At 72.3% G+C, this 14,244-nt stretch carries 25 protein-coding genes; all 25 read left to right on the top strand.

The window, feature by feature from the left end:
- The first annotated feature begins 2 nt into the window (after window positions 1-2).
- Window positions 3-1,145 carry an acyl-CoA dehydrogenase gene (locus AMPC_RS03760; RefSeq protein ID WP_248344430.1) on the top strand — a complete coding sequence of 381 codons (1,143 nt, stop codon included), beginning with the start codon at window positions 3-5 and terminating at the stop codon, window positions 1,143-1,145.
- 8 nt (window positions 1,146-1,153) lie between these two features.
- The gene (locus tag AMPC_RS03755) at window positions 1,154-2,296 is read left to right on the top strand and encodes an acyl-CoA dehydrogenase family protein (RefSeq protein WP_248344429.1); all 1,143 of its coding nucleotides are present in this window, start codon (window positions 1,154-1,156) and stop codon (window positions 2,294-2,296) included.
- 55 nt (window positions 2,297-2,351) lie between these two features.
- A complete protein-coding gene (locus tag AMPC_RS03750) occupies window positions 2,352-2,852 on the top strand; it encodes a helix-turn-helix domain-containing protein (RefSeq protein WP_248344428.1) in 501 nt (166 codons plus the stop codon).
- 470 nt (window positions 2,853-3,322) lie between these two features.
- Complete coding sequence (locus tag AMPC_RS03745; RefSeq protein ID WP_248344426.1) at window positions 3,323-3,790, top strand: hypothetical protein; 468 nt, start codon at window positions 3,323-3,325, stop codon at window positions 3,788-3,790.
- A complete protein-coding gene (locus AMPC_RS03740; protein WP_248344424.1) occupies window positions 3,787-3,981 on the top strand; it encodes a hypothetical protein in 195 nt (64 codons plus the stop codon). Before AMPC_RS03745 ends, AMPC_RS03740 begins: the two co-directional genes overlap by 4 nt.
- On the top strand, window positions 3,978-4,298 hold the full coding sequence (locus AMPC_RS03735; protein ID WP_248344422.1) for a hypothetical protein: 321 nt from the start codon (window positions 3,978-3,980) through the stop codon (window positions 4,296-4,298). Before AMPC_RS03740 ends, AMPC_RS03735 begins: the two co-directional genes overlap by 4 nt.
- Window positions 4,295-4,531, top strand: coding sequence for a hypothetical protein (locus AMPC_RS03730; RefSeq protein WP_248344420.1), 237 nt, complete (start codon window positions 4,295-4,297; stop codon window positions 4,529-4,531). The genes AMPC_RS03735 and AMPC_RS03730 overlap by 4 nt, the downstream gene beginning before the upstream one ends.
- Window positions 4,528-4,731 carry a hypothetical protein gene (locus AMPC_RS03725; RefSeq protein ID WP_248344419.1) on the top strand — a complete coding sequence of 68 codons (204 nt, stop codon included), beginning with the start codon at window positions 4,528-4,530 and terminating at the stop codon, window positions 4,729-4,731. Before AMPC_RS03730 ends, AMPC_RS03725 begins: the two co-directional genes overlap by 4 nt.
- Window positions 4,728-6,044 (top strand): hypothetical protein, encoded by a 1,317-nt coding sequence (locus AMPC_RS03720; RefSeq protein WP_248344417.1) that lies wholly within the window; start codon window positions 4,728-4,730, stop codon window positions 6,042-6,044. Before AMPC_RS03725 ends, AMPC_RS03720 begins: the two co-directional genes overlap by 4 nt.
- A complete protein-coding gene (locus tag AMPC_RS03715; RefSeq protein ID WP_248344415.1) occupies window positions 6,041-6,340 on the top strand; it encodes a hypothetical protein in 300 nt (99 codons plus the stop codon). Before AMPC_RS03720 ends, AMPC_RS03715 begins: the two co-directional genes overlap by 4 nt.
- The gene (locus AMPC_RS03710; RefSeq protein WP_248344413.1) at window positions 6,337-6,588 is read left to right on the top strand and encodes a hypothetical protein; all 252 of its coding nucleotides are present in this window, start codon (window positions 6,337-6,339) and stop codon (window positions 6,586-6,588) included. The genes AMPC_RS03715 and AMPC_RS03710 overlap by 4 nt, the downstream gene beginning before the upstream one ends.
- Before the next feature lie 121 nt (window positions 6,589-6,709).
- Window positions 6,710-6,985, top strand: coding sequence for a hypothetical protein (locus AMPC_RS03705; RefSeq protein ID WP_248346425.1), 276 nt, complete (start codon window positions 6,710-6,712; stop codon window positions 6,983-6,985).
- 148 nt (window positions 6,986-7,133) lie between these two features.
- Window positions 7,134-7,436, top strand: a complete 303-nt coding sequence (locus AMPC_RS03700) for a hypothetical protein (protein WP_248346423.1) — start codon at window positions 7,134-7,136, stop codon at window positions 7,434-7,436.
- Window positions 7,433-8,011: a hypothetical protein gene (locus AMPC_RS03695; protein ID WP_248344412.1), complete on the top strand. Its 579-nt coding sequence runs from the start codon at window positions 7,433-7,435 to the stop codon at window positions 8,009-8,011. Before AMPC_RS03700 ends, AMPC_RS03695 begins: the two co-directional genes overlap by 4 nt.
- Before the next feature lie 46 nt (window positions 8,012-8,057).
- The gene (locus tag AMPC_RS03690; protein WP_248344411.1) at window positions 8,058-8,207 is read left to right on the top strand and encodes a hypothetical protein; all 150 of its coding nucleotides are present in this window, start codon (window positions 8,058-8,060) and stop codon (window positions 8,205-8,207) included.
- Window positions 8,208-8,304: 97 nt separating this feature from the next.
- Window positions 8,305-8,433 carry a hypothetical protein gene (locus AMPC_RS20415; protein WP_256466119.1) on the top strand — a complete coding sequence of 43 codons (129 nt, stop codon included), beginning with the start codon at window positions 8,305-8,307 and terminating at the stop codon, window positions 8,431-8,433.
- An 11-nt stretch (window positions 8,434-8,444) separates the two neighbouring features.
- Window positions 8,445-9,563 (top strand): hypothetical protein, encoded by a 1,119-nt coding sequence (locus AMPC_RS03685; RefSeq protein WP_248344410.1) that lies wholly within the window; start codon window positions 8,445-8,447, stop codon window positions 9,561-9,563.
- Between the two features lie 3 nt (window positions 9,564-9,566).
- The gene (locus tag AMPC_RS03680; protein ID WP_248344409.1) at window positions 9,567-9,776 is read left to right on the top strand and encodes a hypothetical protein; all 210 of its coding nucleotides are present in this window, start codon (window positions 9,567-9,569) and stop codon (window positions 9,774-9,776) included.
- 4 nt (window positions 9,777-9,780) lie between these two features.
- A complete protein-coding gene (locus tag AMPC_RS03675) occupies window positions 9,781-10,275 on the top strand; it encodes a hypothetical protein (RefSeq protein ID WP_248344408.1) in 495 nt (164 codons plus the stop codon).
- A 130-nt stretch (window positions 10,276-10,405) separates the two neighbouring features.
- Window positions 10,406-10,993: a lysozyme family protein gene (locus tag AMPC_RS03670; protein ID WP_248344407.1), complete on the top strand. Its 588-nt coding sequence runs from the start codon at window positions 10,406-10,408 to the stop codon at window positions 10,991-10,993.
- A 3-nt stretch (window positions 10,994-10,996) separates the two neighbouring features.
- Window positions 10,997-11,884: a hypothetical protein gene (locus AMPC_RS03665; protein WP_248344406.1), complete on the top strand. Its 888-nt coding sequence runs from the start codon at window positions 10,997-10,999 to the stop codon at window positions 11,882-11,884.
- The gene (locus AMPC_RS03660) at window positions 11,884-13,551 is read left to right on the top strand and encodes a hypothetical protein (RefSeq protein WP_248344405.1); all 1,668 of its coding nucleotides are present in this window, start codon (window positions 11,884-11,886) and stop codon (window positions 13,549-13,551) included. The genes AMPC_RS03665 and AMPC_RS03660 overlap by 1 nt, the downstream gene beginning before the upstream one ends.
- On the top strand, window positions 13,551-13,733 hold the full coding sequence (locus tag AMPC_RS03655; protein WP_248344404.1) for a hypothetical protein: 183 nt from the start codon (window positions 13,551-13,553) through the stop codon (window positions 13,731-13,733). The genes AMPC_RS03660 and AMPC_RS03655 overlap by 1 nt, the downstream gene beginning before the upstream one ends.
- A gap of 18 nt (window positions 13,734-13,751) precedes the next feature.
- Window positions 13,752-13,961: a hypothetical protein gene (locus tag AMPC_RS03650; RefSeq protein ID WP_248344403.1), complete on the top strand. Its 210-nt coding sequence runs from the start codon at window positions 13,752-13,754 to the stop codon at window positions 13,959-13,961.
- Window positions 13,962-13,963: 2 nt separating this feature from the next.
- Complete coding sequence (locus AMPC_RS03645) at window positions 13,964-14,239, top strand: hypothetical protein (RefSeq protein WP_248344402.1); 276 nt, start codon at window positions 13,964-13,966, stop codon at window positions 14,237-14,239.
- The last annotated feature ends 5 nt before the right edge of the window (window positions 14,240-14,244 follow it).

Here is a 14,244-nt window from a genome sequence, read left to right as displayed (position 1 = left end):
CGATGCAGATCGACCTCACCGAGGAGCAGCGCCAGGTCCGCGACCTCTGCCGCGAGTTCGCGGAGGCGGAGCTCCGCCCCAACGCCCGGCGCTGGGACGTGGAGCACACCTTCCCGCGGGACGCCGTGCGCAAGCTCGCCGACATGGGGCTCCTCGGCGTGGCGGTCCCGTCCGAGTGGGGCGGCGCCGGGATGGACGCCGTCACCTACGCCGTCGCCATGGAGGAGATCTCCCGCGGCTGCGCCGGGACCGGCGTCATCATGAGCGTCAACAACTCGCTCTACTGCGACCCGGTGCTGAAGTACGGCACCGAGGAGCAGAAGCGCGAGCTCCTGGCGCCGTTCGCGCGCGGCGAGAAGCTCGGGGCCTTCGCGCTCACCGAGCCGATGAGCGGCTCCGACGCCGCCGAGATGCGCACGGTCGCGGTCGCCCGCGGCGACGAGTACGTGCTCGACGGGACCAAGAACTTCATCACCAACGGCCCCCAGGCCGACGCCATCCTGGTCTTCGCGGTGACCGACCGGGCCAAGGCGCACCGGGGCATCACCGCCTTCCTCGTGCCCACCGACGTGGCCGGCTTCAGCCGGGGCAAGCCGGACGAGAAGGTGGGCATCCGGGCCTCGGGCTCCTGCTCCATCTTCTTCGAGGGCTGCGCCCTGCCGAAGCGGCTGCGGCTGGGGCAGGAGGGGGAGGGGTTCAAGATCGCCATGTCCACCCTCGACGGCGGGCGGATCGGCATCGCCGCCCAGGCGCTCGGGATCGCGCGCGCCGCCTACGAGGAGGCGGTCGCCTACGCCAAGGAGCGCCACTCCTTCGGCAAGAAGATCGCGGAGCACCAGGCGATCCAGTTCATGCTGGCCGACATGGCGACCGAGCTCGAGGCGGCGCGGCTCCTGGTCTGGCGCGCCGCCGCCATGAAGGACCGGGGCGGGCGCCACACCGCCGAGAGCGCCATGGCGAAGCTCTACGCCTCGGAGATGGCGGAGCGCGTGACGAGCAAGGCCATCCAGATCCACGGCGGCTACGGCTACGTGAAGGAGTACGACGTGGAGCGCCACTGGCGCGACAGCCGCATCACCGAGATCTACGAGGGGACGAGCGAGATCCAGCGGCTGGTGATCTCGGCCTCGGTGCTGAAGGACTAGGTCCGGCCGTGCTCTTCGAGCCGAGCGAGGCGCAGCGGGCGATCGAGGCGCTGGCGCGGCGGTTCGCCGAGGAGCGGCTGCGGCCCGGCGCCGGCCGCCGCGATCGCGAGGGGCGCTTCCCGCGCGAGGAGATCGCCGCGCTGGCCGAGCTCGGGCTGCTCGCGGTGAACGTGCCCGAGGCGCTCGGGGGCGCCGGCGCGGGGCCCGTCGCCTACGCGCTCGCGCTCGCGGAGATCGCCTGGGGCGACTGCGCGGTGGCGGTGACGATGGCCGTCACCAACATGGTCGGCGAGGTAATCGCCCGGTTCGGCACCGGGCCGCAGCGCGAGCGCTACTGCCCGGGGCTCGCCTCCGGCGCGCTCGTCGCCGGCGCCTTCGCGCTCTCCGAGCCGCAGGCCGGCTCCGACGCGGCGTCGCTCGCCACCCGGGCCCGGCGCACCGCGTCCGGCTGGGTCCTCGACGGGCGCAAGCAGTGGATCACGAGCGGCGACGTGGCCGGGGTGCTCGTGGTCTGGGCCCGGACCGGCGGGGAGGGCGCCGGGGGCATCTCGGCCTTCCTCGTCGAGCGCGGCGCCCCCGGGCTGGTGGTGGAGCGGCACGAGGAGAAGATGGGGCTCCGCGCCTCGACCACCGTGTCGCTCGCCCTCGACGGCTGCGCCGTGCCGGACGGCGCGCTCCTGGGGGCCGAGGGCGAGGGCTTCCGGATCGCCATGGCGGCCCTCGACGGCGGGCGCATCGGCATCGCCGCCCAGGCCACCGGGACCATCCGGGCCGCCCTCGAGGCCTCGGTCCGCTACGCCCGGGAGCGCCGGGCCTTCGGCGTCCCCATCGCCGAGCACGAGGCGATCCGGTTCGCGCTCGCCGACGTCGCCACCGATCACGACCTGGCGCGGCTCCTCACGCTGCGCGCGGCGGCGCGGAAGGAGGCCGGCGCGCCGTTCACCCGCGAGGCGGCGATGGCCAAGCTCTTCGCGAGCGAGGCGGCGCAGCGGGCGGTGACGCGCGCCGTGCAGGTGCACGGCGGCTACGGCTACACCGACGCCTTCCCGGTCGAGCGGCTGTTCCGGGACGCCCGGGTGCAGACGCTCTACGAGGGGACGAGCGAGATCCAGCGGCTGGTCATCGCCCGCGACCTGCTCCGCGGGAGCTGAGCCGCCCCGCGCCAGCGTTGACAGGGCGCGCGGGCCCGGTTAGCGATCCCGGCGCATGGGAGGCGCCCAGCTCACGTCCGGCGACCTGGCCCGGGCGACCGGCGCCACGGTGCGGACCATCCGCTTCTACGAGGAGCAGGGGCTGCTCAAGCCGGCCCAGGTGTCGGAGGGCGGCCACCGGCGCTACACCGGCGAGGATCTCGAGCGGCTCCGGCTCATCGGGGACCTGCGCGAGCTCGGACTCGGGCTCGGCGAGATCAAGGCGGTGCTCGACCTGCGCTCCGGGTGCGCCACCGCGGCCGAGTTCGCCGGCCGCTGCCACGAGCTCCTGAGCACGCACCTCGACCAGGCGCAGCAGCGGATCGAGCGGCTGCGGCGCGTGAAGCGGGAGCTCGCCGACGCGCTCGCGGCGATGGAGGAGCGGCTCGCTTGCGAGACCGCCGGCCGCTGCCCGTGCGCCGTCGCCGACGCCCACGGCACGCCGCGCATCGTGAAGGTGCTGGCGCGCGACGGGCTCTGCGAGCACCGGGGCAGGCGACCGGGGAAGGACGGCTGAGCCGGCGGAAGGGCCCGTGTTTCCAGCGGTTCTCCGCGCCGACCCGGCCCCGCGCCTAGTTGACATAATCCATATTATCGGACTCACGGTCACAGGGGGTTAACCCCCCCGGCCGGAATCCCGAGTCGGGGGGCGGGAGTGCGCGGGGTCGATATCTCGCGTCCCGGGGGGGTGCCGGAGTTGTCAGTTCCTCAGTCCGCGGGGGACCTGGCAGCTCCGGCACCTGCGCGAGCTCGCACGCCGCCTGTTCGGCCGGCGTCCGGCCGGGCGAGCTCGTAACCTGCCCGAGCTGCCGCCGCGTGCTCCGCTCTGTAGGCTCGAGCGTGGGCGCCACCGTCCGCACGAGCGCCCTGCCGTTCGTCGCCGCCGCGGCGAGACTCCCCGAGCACCAGGTCCCGCGCCCGTTTGCTCCGCGCAATCCAGCCGCGCACCGGCCGATTGCGCGGCAATTCCCGGACGGGAGGCGCTAAATGCGCGCCCCGTGCCCCGTGGTCGCGGCCGCCCCCCAGGCGGCCGGGGCCTCCTACAACGTGCGCGCCGCGAAGGCGGCCGCCGTGAACATCGCCCGGGTGGCTGCTCAGCCGCCCGAGGTCGTCGAGGTGCAGCTCGCCCTTGCCGACGCGATCGCCGCGGCCGAGACCGCCGGCGCCGAGCTCGTCGGCAGCATCGCGCGCGCCGACGCCGAGGCTGCGCTCCGCGCCGCCAGGCTGCGCCACCAGTTCGCGCTCGACGCGCTCGCGGCCGAGCTCTTCGCCGTCCGCGAGAACGCGATGGCGCAGCGCCAGGCCACCGCCCTGATGACCGAGCAGAGCGCCGCCGACGGCGTGCGAGCTGCCTACCTCGCCGCCGTCCTCGCCGGCGACGAGGCCACCGCGGACGAGCTCGAGCCGCTCGTTCCGGAACACCAGCGAGTTCCCAGGAACGGAGGGGTCCGATGAACGACGCGAAGAAGTACCCCGTGATGCTCACCCACCAGGTGCCGCTGCGGGCCGAGTCCTCGAGCCACATGGCCGTCGACAGCTCGTTGACGGTCCCGCGCGACCTCACCCCCGAGGAGGCCGAGCGGATCGGCGGCGTCCTCAAGGCCTTTGCGGTGGCCTGGAGCGATCACCCGGAGCCGACGCCGTGAGCGCGCTCGCCTCTGCGGCCGCCGCCACCGTCCTCGTCTACTTCATCACGTCGGCCCTTGCCGTCCTGTGGTCGCTCCGGCCCGCGACGCCGGCGCCGCCTCGATACGCGGTGGGAACCGAGGCCGAGCTCCTCTCTGCGTTCGCCGACGTGGAGAAGGCGCGCGACCGCTACGAGGAGGTGGAGCACCTGATGGCGCTCGCCCCCTGGTTCACCATCAAGCCCTGGCGCGCGTACTGCTCGCAGGTGGCGCGGATGAACGTCGCGTTCTTCGCGCGCCATCCGGACCACCCCGCCGCCCGCACGAGGGCGCGGTGAGCTCGCCCGACGTGGTCCACGTCCGGCACCTGGTCGTCGCCGACGTGCGGCGCCTCGAGCTCGCCCACAGGGCGGTGCTCGAGGCGCCCGCGCTCGAGCGTCAGGCGCGCGAGCTCGAGCTCTCGGCCGCGCTCGCCGCCGTCGTCCGCCGCTGGTCCCCTCCCCCCAAGCCGCTTCGCCTCGACGCGCTGGCGCGCGAGCTGCTCGGCATGCCGGAAGAGGTGGTCGGGTGACGAATCCCCTGCTCGTTCTCTTCGGCGCCCTGCCGGAAGAGCCCGTCACCGTTCACCTGCTCAACGGCGAGCGCCAGGTCATCGAGTACGCCTGCGAGTTCATCGAGATCGTGAACGACACCGGGGACGCGGTCTTCGCCACGTTCCACGCCGGCGAGCAGCTCCGCGTGACGCTCACTCGGGAGCCGCCGGCGCCGTGATCTCCGAGGCCGCTACCCCGCAGCGCTCGCTCTTCCCGGTGCGGCCCGTCCGCGCGCCGCGCCGGGAGGAGCCGGAGCGCACCGGCCCGAAGGAGCGCCAGGTCTACGCCTGGAACGCCTACGCGGCCGAGGAGCTCGAGCACCGGGAGACGCTCGAGGCGATGGAGATGCGCGCGGTGGCGCGCGCCACGGAGGCCGCCGAGCTCGCCAGCGGCTTCGAGCCGGCCTGGGCGGCCCGTGACGCCTTCGACGCCGGCACGGGCTTCCTGGGCCGCGCCAGGGCCGTACCGCGCGATCGCCTTGAGAATCGGCTCGCCCGGTGGGCGCGCCCGCGGGTCGTCACCGACCGTATGGCGTCCGACTGCTCGGATCCCGACTGCGGGCGCGAGGTTGGAGCGAAGGCGAGGCGCATTCAGAAGGCGCCGAAGTGGAACCCGGAGGCGTTCGCCGACGTTGCTTCCCTTATCTCGAAAGCACGGAAAAGCGCGCAACGCTGCGAGACCACTCAGCTGGCGGTGAAGTGCTTGTGCGGGATCAAGTTGGTGACCAAGGGGTGCGAGCGCCGCGACTGCGTCTACTGCGCCCCGGTGGTCTCCCGGGACTCCGGCGAGCGGATGGCCGAGAAGATCCTGGCCAGCATCGACGACGCCCGCAGCCGCTCGCCTCGCGGCGCCAACGCCTCCCTCTGGTCGGTGAAGCGGGCCGTCCTGACCGTGCCGCCCGAGCATCGGGCGCAGTTCATGGACCCCGAGCGCGTGCGCGAGGTGCGCCGCAACCTCTGGAAGTTCCTGCAGCACGGCTCGACGCTCAACGCCGCCTGGGCCTGCGTCGTCGTGCACCCGGTGGGCGACGAGGACCCCACCGAGTTCTCGCCGCACTTCAACGTCTTCTGGATGGAGCGCGCCGCCCACGCCTCGGCCTGGCGCCGCGGCCACGTGCCCCGGGGCATGCTCACCGAGGGCGAGCTCGAGAGGCTCCGCGAGGCGTGGGCTCAGATCATCGGCGCCGAGTACCGCGAGCGCTGCTCGCCCGACGTCTGGGTGCAGTTCGACACCCGGGACAACGAGGCCGCCATCTTCGAGCACGCCACGTACATGGCTCGAGTCTTCGCGGGCTGGTCGGGCTGGAACGCGAAGTGGATTCAATGGTTCGGCGACTTCTTCAAGCGCCTCGAGCCGCCGCCGAAGGTCTGCCCGAAGTGCGGCGCGCAGCACTCGATCGTCGCCGACGGCGCCGACGCCGCCGAGCTGTACGAGCGGCTCGCCGCCGCTCAGCAGTCCGCCGCAGGTCCACCCGAGGAGCCGCCAGCGTGACCCCCCAGACCCTGAACCGCTGCCCGTACTGCCACCAGCCCTTCGCCGTGCGCCGGCACCGCCGCGGCCGCGCCCGCGTGTTCTGCGGCTCGGCGCCGTGCGCGCTGAAGCGCAAGCACGAGCTCCGCGGCGGCGCGCGCCGGCCGGGCTACCGGCGCCAGCTCTGCGACGGGTGCGGCGACCACCGCTTCCCGCTGCAGCTCGGCCGGGAGGGGCTCGAGCTCTGCCCGACGTGCCGAAAGTCCGAGAACGACTCCCCTGCCCTGCCCCCGCTGCAGCTCGAGTCCCGGCCGTGAGAGTCGGCGATCCGGTCCTCCTGCAGCGCGAGCTCGAGTGGTCGCCGGTCGGCCTCGAGCCGCTCCCCGAGCACTGCGCCGGGTACGTGTTGGAGCTGCTCGACGTCGGCGGCGTGCCGTCGGCGCGGGTCTCGTTCGGCTGCCTCCGCGGCGGCGGGGTGCCGGTGCTGGTGGCGCTCGCCGACCTCGAGCTCGACCAGGCCGAGGTGGATGCCAGCGGCGCCAGCATTTCCGGACGCCCCGTTTGACGTTTCCGGTGGGTGAGGGAAATTCCCGAGCGAAGAAACTCGGAACGAAAATCCCACGCCTGTAAGTGGTTGATTTTCCAGGGGTTCCAAAATGGATGCTGAGAACCGCAATTCCTCCGCCTTGGCCGACTTCCTGTTCGGCGAGGAGACCACCACCGATGCCCTCCCCGACGCCCACCCGGAAACCCTCGCCGACGCCTCCGCCGGCCAGGAAAACCCCTCCCCCGAGCTCCAGATCAACGACTCCGGCCCCGCCGGCGGCGACCCCGTCGACCCCCCTCCCTCCGACGACGGCGACCACGCCGCCGGCGGCGGCCGAGAGACTCCCGAAAGCGCCGGACCCGACGGCGAACCCACTGGCGAGCCTGCCGGCTCCGGAGCTGGCGCCGAAGCGTAAGCCGGGCCGCCCGCCCGGCTCGAAGAATGCCCCCAAGCCGCCCGACGCTGCGACGTCGCCGGCGGCGCCCGCGCAGGCTGGCGAGGCGCCGCCGGCGCGGCGGGAGCTCCCCGAAGACCCGGCGGCGCGCGAGGCCGCCCGGGCGAGCGTGCGGAGCGAGGCCGACTTCGTGTTCGGCCTGCTCGACGTGGCCGCGGCGCGCCTGCCGCCGCACCAGCCGCTGAGCGCCGAAGAGAAGACCTCGATCCGGACGCCGCTCGAGGAGACGATCTACAAGTACGGCGGCAACATGGACCCGGCCGTCGCGCTCGCCATCGGCCTGACGATGATCGGCGTGAACCGCTACGTCTGCTGGAAAATGCTCGAGGCGGAGAAGAACAAGCCGCCGGAGCCGAAGGCCGCGCCCGCGAGCTCGCCGGCGCCGCACAGCCAGGGAGCGATCGCGGCGTGAGCGTCGCGCTCTACCTCGGCGAGCCGCGCTGCGGCAAAACCACGCTGATGCGCTCGCACGTCTACGGCTCCCGGGCCGGCGTGCGAGCGTTCTTCATCGTGGAGCACCGCCCGGGCGACTGGGATGGCGCGCCGTTCACGGTGGCGCAGCTCCGCGCCGCGGAGAGCATCCCGAGGTTCTGCCGGTTCCCCGGCGCCGACCCGCGCGAGGTGGCGCAGCTCGCGATCGACGTCGGTGACGTCGTCCTGGTGGACGACGAAGCCGACGGGCTCTTCAGGTCCGGGAAGTGGCACGAGAACCCGCTGCTGCAGATCCTGAAGCGCGGCGAGGGCGGCATCCCCAACGCCGCCGGCGACAACTGCGCCGTGCATGCCCTCCTCGCCACCCACCGGCCGGCGAACCTGCCGGCGGACGTGGTCTCGCTCTCCCAGCGCATCTACATCGGACGGCTGCGCTCCTTCGTGGACGCGGAGCGGGTCTACCGCGAGGGCTGGCTCCCCGACGCCACCAGCGCTCTCGCCGCGCAGCGCCTCCTGAGCTCGAGGGCCGTCGGTGCATTCACGACCTGGCCGTAGCCGCACGCTCCGCTGCGCCGAGTGCCGCCGCACGTTCCGGTGGTCGGTGCGCCGCAACGCTCCGCCGCGCTACTGCAGCGCCGAGTGCCGCCTCGAGGCGCGCCGCCGCTCCTGGCGCGACCGCTGGTCGTTCCTCCGCTCGCGCTGCATCTGCCCGCGCTGCGGCAACGAGCACCAGGCCGGCTCTGAAACCTGACTTCCTGCTTGCTCACCACTAAGTCGCGGCGCCCGTTCTGAGGTGCGAGCGTGCCGGCATTCACTTCGAGTGCCTTGTCACTCAGGAGAACCATCGCATGCCGCGCAACATCGCCGCCCTCGCCACCTGTGCCGCCGTGACCGTGGCCGTGATCGTCATCCTGAAGACGACCGGCCTCGAGTCGAAGCTCGACCTCTCCACCCTCTTCGCGTCGAAGAGCGCCTAGGAGCCGCCCCCATGTTCCGTGGTCAGTCCTTCTTCAAGCTCGAGCAGAAGGCCCTGGCGATGCCGGGGTCGATCCAGGTCTCCCTCAAGGAGACCCCCCAGGGCGTTCGCGCCCCGGCCATCATGGCCGTCCTCGACCTGGTCATCACCCAGGGCGGCGCCGCCGTCGCCATCGCCGGCGAGCAGCTGCACCGCATCTTCAAGAACATCCAGCTCGGCGACAAGATCCTCTCGACCGGGCAGCACTTCCGGATCCTGAGCCACCACGTGCGCGGCCTGCAGTTCTCCCAGCCGGCCGACGTGCCCGCCACGAACGCCGGCGTCTTCAACCGGCGCGTCGCGGTCATGATCCCCTTCTCCGACCCGCGCGCCGCGAGCCCCGGCGACAGCGCCATGCGCCCCGAGCTCTTCGCGCAGAAGCCGCTGAGCATCGACTTCAGCGACCTGCCGAGCCTCTTCCCGAACGTCGCCAGCATCACCGGCACGCTCACCACCTACCTCGTGAACGAGCCGGCCTCGCCGCTCGTGCTCCCCTCCGACGTCGAGATCGGCAAGCTCGACTGGAACGGCCAGCACATCGTGATCGAGGGGTCGCGGCTGTACACGCACCTCGCCATCTTCAACGAGGACGGCTCCTCGATCGACGACACCCAGGTCTCGACGGTGCAGCTCACCGCCGACGGCCAGGTGCTCTCGAACCTCCCGGTCCGACTCGCCGACCTCGTCCGCTACTTCGACTGGCTCAACGCCGAAGGCGGCTCGCTGCAGGTGAACAGCGCCACCGCGCCCGTGGCCGGCGAGGCCCTGCCGGACGACCCGCTCGTGGGCAACGGCGCCGCCAACACGGTCTCCGTGCCGTGGATTCCGCTCCTCACCCCGCCCCCGCGCTACGGCCTGAGCCGCTGCCTCCAGGTCAACAAGAACCTGGTGATCGACGTCACCGGCTCGAAGACCGCGTTCCGCGTCGGCTGGCGCTCGGTCCCGCCGCGCACCGAGGCGCAGCGCCAGCAGGCGAACGCCCAGCTCGGCTTCCCCCGCCCGTCCGGCTCGTTCGACATCAAGACGGCCGACGGTTCCACCTCGAGCTCGCAGCGCCTGGCGCAGTACCTCCCGCTGCAGCACAAGGGGTAGCCCGTGAAGCCGCGCACGCTCATCCTGCTCGGCGTCGGCGGCGTGGTGGTCGCGTACTTCCTGCTGAAGCCCTCGACCACCACCCTCCTGCCGGCCCCCGGCTCCACGCTCTTCGGCGGCACCTTCAGCGCCGTGCCCGGCACCGTCCAGGCCGCCGGCAACGCCGCCTCGAGCATCCTCAACGCGATCGGCAACCTCACCTCCGACGAGTGAGCGCATGACGCAGAGCGAACAGATCGCCGCCATGGTGCAGGTGAACGACGGTCTGTTCGCTCTGCCCCAGTACCAGTCCGACGAGCGGATCCACGACATGGTGGACTCCTGGCACTCCTCGGCCTTGTACTGGGAGCAGCTCGCCGACGCGGCGGCGCAGGACTCCGCGAAGCTCTCGGCCTGGCAGCAGACCGGCCGGAAAATCGCGCAGAACGCCCGCGAGATCGCCGACCTCGCCAACGACGCCACGCTCTCCGCTCGAGCGGCCGCGTTCCTGGCGAGCTTCCCGACCTCGCTCAGCACCGTCGTGACCGACGCCGTCCAGGGCGTCGGGCACGTCGCCGAGACCGTGGCCGACACCGCCGGCGACGTGCTCGGCTCCGCCTCGCTCGGCGTCGCGAAGCCCCTCATCATCCTCGGGGTGGTCGCGGCCGGGCTCATCTACCTCCTCACCCGGAGCGGGCTGAAGGTCCGCGCCGGCGTCGTCTCCGCAGGCTAAACCCGCAGTCAAGGAGTGTCCCATGATCCCCTTCGGCAAGTACGGCGGCATGATCGTGTTCGCGGCGGCCGCGCTCACCCTCGGCCTCACCGTCTACGGCTTCATGAAGAAGTCGGCGTAGGAGCCGGCGATGAAGGGCGCTGACCGCTGGGTCTGGTGGCTCGCCGGCGGCGCCCTGCTCGCGGCGATCCTCTGGGGAGGCAAGAAGGTGAAGGACATCTACGAGTCCACCGCCCAGAGCGTCCACCCCGAGCTGGAGCCCTTCCGCGAGCTCGTGTGCCGCGAAGTGCTCCGCGTCTTCTGGGACTACGACACCGCCACCCAGGTCGAGATCGCCCGGCTCCTCATGAGCCAGATCTGGGTGGAGTCGCACGGCAACCCCGTCGCCGTCGGTGACATGAACGCGGCCGTCGGCCCCTCCGTCGGCCCGATCCAGGTCAGCCGCGGAACCGCCAAGGACCTGAAGCTCTGGGCGCCGCCGGCCGGCGCCACCGCGGCGCAGGAGCGCGCCGCCTACGCCGCCATGGCGACCGACCTCAGCTTCTGCATCCACGCCGCGGCCGTCGTGTGGCGCGCAAAGCTCAACGCCGCCGGCGGCGACATGTACGACGCCGTCCGCCGGTACAACGGCGGCGGGCCGGCGGCCTCCATCTACCAAGACAAGGCGCTCGCCACCGAAGCCGCCATGTACCCCGACAGCCAGGACGCCGAGAGCTGAGCCATGCCCGAGATCCGCCAGAACGCGCCCCCCACCTTCCGCCGCGTCTTCCTGCCCGACGACCCCAGCCTCAAGCGAGGGAAGACGAGCTACGCCGCCTGGGGCACCGCCGCCGTTCCGGCCGTGCGCCAGGCGCCCGGCGTCCGCGTGGACTGCGGCGGCGCGGTGTACTCCATCACCCTCGACCCCGAGTACACGACGCCCGGCGTGGTGATGGCCGTCGATCCGAACGGCTCCGGCAACCCGGTGCTGCTCCGCCCCGGCGAGACGCTCCCGGTGCCCCAGGGCTGCTCAAGCTTCCAGGCCTGGAACCCCGTCGGCCTCTGGGCTCGGTTCGGCGACGCCGCGGGCCCCCAGCTCGGCTACGTCGGCTTCCTCGTCGGGACCGAGCTCGGCTTCCGGCCGACCTTCGACCCGCAGCGCGCCGGCCGCGCCCGCGTGCAGGAGCTGCTGGGCTGCGCCACCCTCACCGCCGCCGACCCGAACGCCGGCAACCCGCCGGTGGCCGTCGTCACGAGCGGCCTGAAATCGCTCCGCGTCACCGTCGTGCCGAGCTCGGGCGCCGCGGCCGACCCGGCGGCAATGCTCCGACCGGCCGACCTCGCCGCCACGATCCGGCTCTGGAAGCTGCTCCCGTACTTCCAGGTGTACGTGAACCCCATCGGCCTGGTCACGTACACCAACGGCTTCGACGTGGACGACCCCCGCCTCTCCGACCCGGCGCAGCAGTCGCTCTGGGTGCCGGGCGGCGCCTCCGACCTGGCGGTCTCCCAAACCAGCCTCGTGTTCGATCTCGACGTCCCCGTCGGCGCCGACGTCCTCGGATTCACCCTGCCCTCTCGCGCCGGCACGGGCGTGACCCAAATCGGCATCCACGTGGAGGGCCGGTAATGCACTCGCTCCGCCGCTTCCTGCCCCTGCTCGCCGTTCTCCTGCCCGGCCTGGCGCTGGCGCAGTTCCGGCCCGCGTCGCAGCCCAAGGTCTTCACCCTCTACGCCCCCACCGCGTTCTACGTGGACTCGGTCAACGGCTCCGACAGTAACGACGGCCTGAAGCCCTCCACCGCGCTCGCCACGATCGCCGCGGTGAAGGCCAAGCCCCTCTCCGTCGGCGGAACCGTCTACCTGGCGCGCGGCGGCTACTGGCGCGAGGAGCTCTCCAGCCTGCCGATCGGCACCAGCGTGGCAGCCTTCGGCCAGGGAGCCCGCCCGGTGCTCGACGGAGCGGACGTCGCGGCAAACGCCGGGTTCACCAAGACCGGCGGCTACACCAACGTCTACCAGGTCACCTGGACGAGCTCGCTCGCCGACTCCGCCAAGACGAAGATCAGCGTCTGGGAGGACGGCGCCCGCCTCGTGCGCGCCACGAGCATCGCCAACTGCGACGCCACGCCCGGCAGCTTCTATGCGGTGGTCAGCGGCACCGGCACCGACACCGTGTATGTCAACGCCGTGGGGAGCACGGCCGTTCCAAGCGACGGGCACCTCTACGAGATCAGCCGGCGCAACTTCGGCCTCTCGGGGGCGATCGGCGGGACGGAAGTCAGCGTCCACACCCGGCGCCAGGGGCACAACAACGGCTCCCTGCTCAACTACGGCACGGCGCGCGACTGCGTCGCCGAAGACGGGACGGTCCACAATTTCTGGAACGCCGGCACGGCCGAGGACTGCATCGCCTGGAAGAACGAGGGCTACGCGAGCGCCGGCGCCGCGACGATGTTCGTCACGTACTCCGACTACGGCGACGGAGGGGCGGTCTACCGCCGCTGCAAGGCGATCGCCTCCACCCCCAGCGGCACGCTCGGCTTCTACTTCCACACCTCCGGCGGCTCCTACAAGCACGCCCGAATGGTCTTCGAGGACTGCGAGGCGATCGGGCTCTCCGGCGGCTTCTCGGGCATCAACGCGGCCCGCGTGCTCTACCTCCGGTGCAAGACGTACCGCTGCACCCAGGGCATCACCTCCGGCGCCGACAAAGTGTGGATCATCGGCGGCGTCCTCAACGGCTACACCTACGCCGCCGACGGCACGCTGATGAACCGCGCCGTCAACCCGTCCGCCTCGACCACGCTGGTGATGCGCGGCGTTCGGATCATCGCCCGAACGGCGAGCGGCGCGCTCGTCTGGGCCAACGGCACCGTGGACGTCCAGCGCTGCACCTTCGTCTGGGTGGACACGACGGGCTTCCCCTTCGTCGCGATCAAGACCGACACGGGCTCGCTCACCGTCAAGAACAACATCTTCTCGGGCGGCCGCGACGCCATCCAGGCCGCCGCTGGCACCACCCTCTCCTCCGACTACAACGCCTTCTCGGCCAACACCCTCGCGGTGACCTGGAACGGCACCTACTACTCCTCGGTCTCGGCCTACGTGACCGCCTCGAGCCAGGACACGCACAGCACGACCACCGCGCCCACCTTCGCCGGCCAGGTCCGCAGCGGCGACACCCGCACCGCCAACGGCTCCGCGGACTGGGCTCTCTCCGCCGGAGCCGACTACGAGGCCGACTACGACCTCACCGCCCTCAGCCTCGGCCTGACCAACTCCGCGGGGTACTGATGCCGGCCTTCCTCATCGCCCTCTCCGAGTCCGCGCCGCGCTGGGGTCCACTCGTTGGCGCCTTCCTGGGCGCCTTCCTCGGCAAGCAGGTCCGCGCCTCCCTCGTCCGCAAGCAGCTCGAGCTTCACCGCAAGACCTGCCCCGGCGCGCAGCTCGCCGAGCGGCTCATGACCGACCCGTAGTCCCCCAAGGAGCACCGCATGAACTCCGACCTGTTCAAGAAGCTCGCCTTCGGCATCGGCCTCGTCTGCTCTGGCGTTCTGGCCTTCGCCGCCCCCTGGACCCTCGCCTACAAGGCCGCCGCGATCCTCGCCCCCATCCTCGCCGGCGGCGGCGTGATCTCCGGCGGCACCGCCGGCGCGCAGCCGCAGAACGTGATCACCACGACCCCGCCGTACCAGGTGCGGTAGCCATGTCCGACGGCCTGCTCACCCTCGAGATCGACAGCCGGATCCTCCCGCCCATCGTGGTGGACCCGAGCTCGGCCAGCACGCCCGGGAGCCCGCTGGCCGACCTCATCATGCGGTTCGCCGCGCCCAAGATCACGGTGCGGACCCCGCTCGGCGACCAGACCTCGTCCCCCTGGGGCGAGCCGCCGGCGGAGTACTCGCCGCTGCCGCTCATCGGCGCCGTGCTCGTCGTCCTCGGGACGCCGTTCCTCGTCGGCTACATGCTCGGCCGCGGCTAGGAGCT

The sequence above is a fragment of the Anaeromyxobacter paludicola genome, from assembly GCF_023169965.1.
Classification (GTDB): Bacteria; Myxococcota; Myxococcia; order Myxococcales; family Anaeromyxobacteraceae; genus Anaeromyxobacter_B; species Anaeromyxobacter_B paludicola.
Note: the sequence above shows the minus strand (reverse complement) of the source record. Positions and strands in the feature narration are given on the sequence as shown.

Excerpts from the sequence above, each read along its gene's own strand:
- AMPC_RS03750 (WP_248344428.1), top strand. The coding sequence starts at position 2,352 with ATGGGAGGCGCCCAGCTCACGTCCGGCGACCTGGCCCGGGCGACCGGC.
- AMPC_RS03650 (WP_248344403.1), top strand. The coding sequence starts at position 13,752 with ATGAACTCCGACCTGTTCAAGAAGCTCGCCTTCGGCATCGGCCTCGTC.
- AMPC_RS03760 (WP_248344430.1), top strand. The coding sequence starts at position 3 with ATGCAGATCGACCTCACCGAGGAGCAGCGCCAGGTCCGCGACCTCTGC.
- AMPC_RS03655 (WP_248344404.1), top strand. The coding sequence starts at position 13,551 with ATGCCGGCCTTCCTCATCGCCCTCTCCGAGTCCGCGCCGCGCTGGGGT.
- AMPC_RS03685 (WP_248344410.1), top strand. The coding sequence starts at position 8,445 with ATGTTCCGTGGTCAGTCCTTCTTCAAGCTCGAGCAGAAGGCCCTGGCG.
- AMPC_RS03645 (WP_248344402.1), top strand. The coding sequence starts at position 13,964 with ATGTCCGACGGCCTGCTCACCCTCGAGATCGACAGCCGGATCCTCCCG.
- AMPC_RS03740 (WP_248344424.1), top strand. The coding sequence starts at position 3,787 with ATGAACGACGCGAAGAAGTACCCCGTGATGCTCACCCACCAGGTGCCG.
- AMPC_RS03745 (WP_248344426.1), top strand. The coding sequence starts at position 3,323 with ATGCGCGCCCCGTGCCCCGTGGTCGCGGCCGCCCCCCAGGCGGCCGGG.
- AMPC_RS03665 (WP_248344406.1), top strand. The coding sequence starts at position 10,997 with ATGCCCGAGATCCGCCAGAACGCGCCCCCCACCTTCCGCCGCGTCTTC.
- AMPC_RS20415 (WP_256466119.1), top strand. The coding sequence starts at position 8,305 with ATGCCGCGCAACATCGCCGCCCTCGCCACCTGTGCCGCCGTGACCGTG.
- AMPC_RS03660 (WP_248344405.1), top strand. The coding sequence starts at position 11,884 with ATGCACTCGCTCCGCCGCTTCCTGCCCCTGCTCGCCGTTCTCCTGCCC.
- AMPC_RS03670 (WP_248344407.1), top strand. The coding sequence starts at position 10,406 with ATGAAGGGCGCTGACCGCTGGGTCTGGTGGCTCGCCGGCGGCGCCCTG.
- AMPC_RS03675 (WP_248344408.1), top strand. The coding sequence starts at position 9,781 with ATGACGCAGAGCGAACAGATCGCCGCCATGGTGCAGGTGAACGACGGT.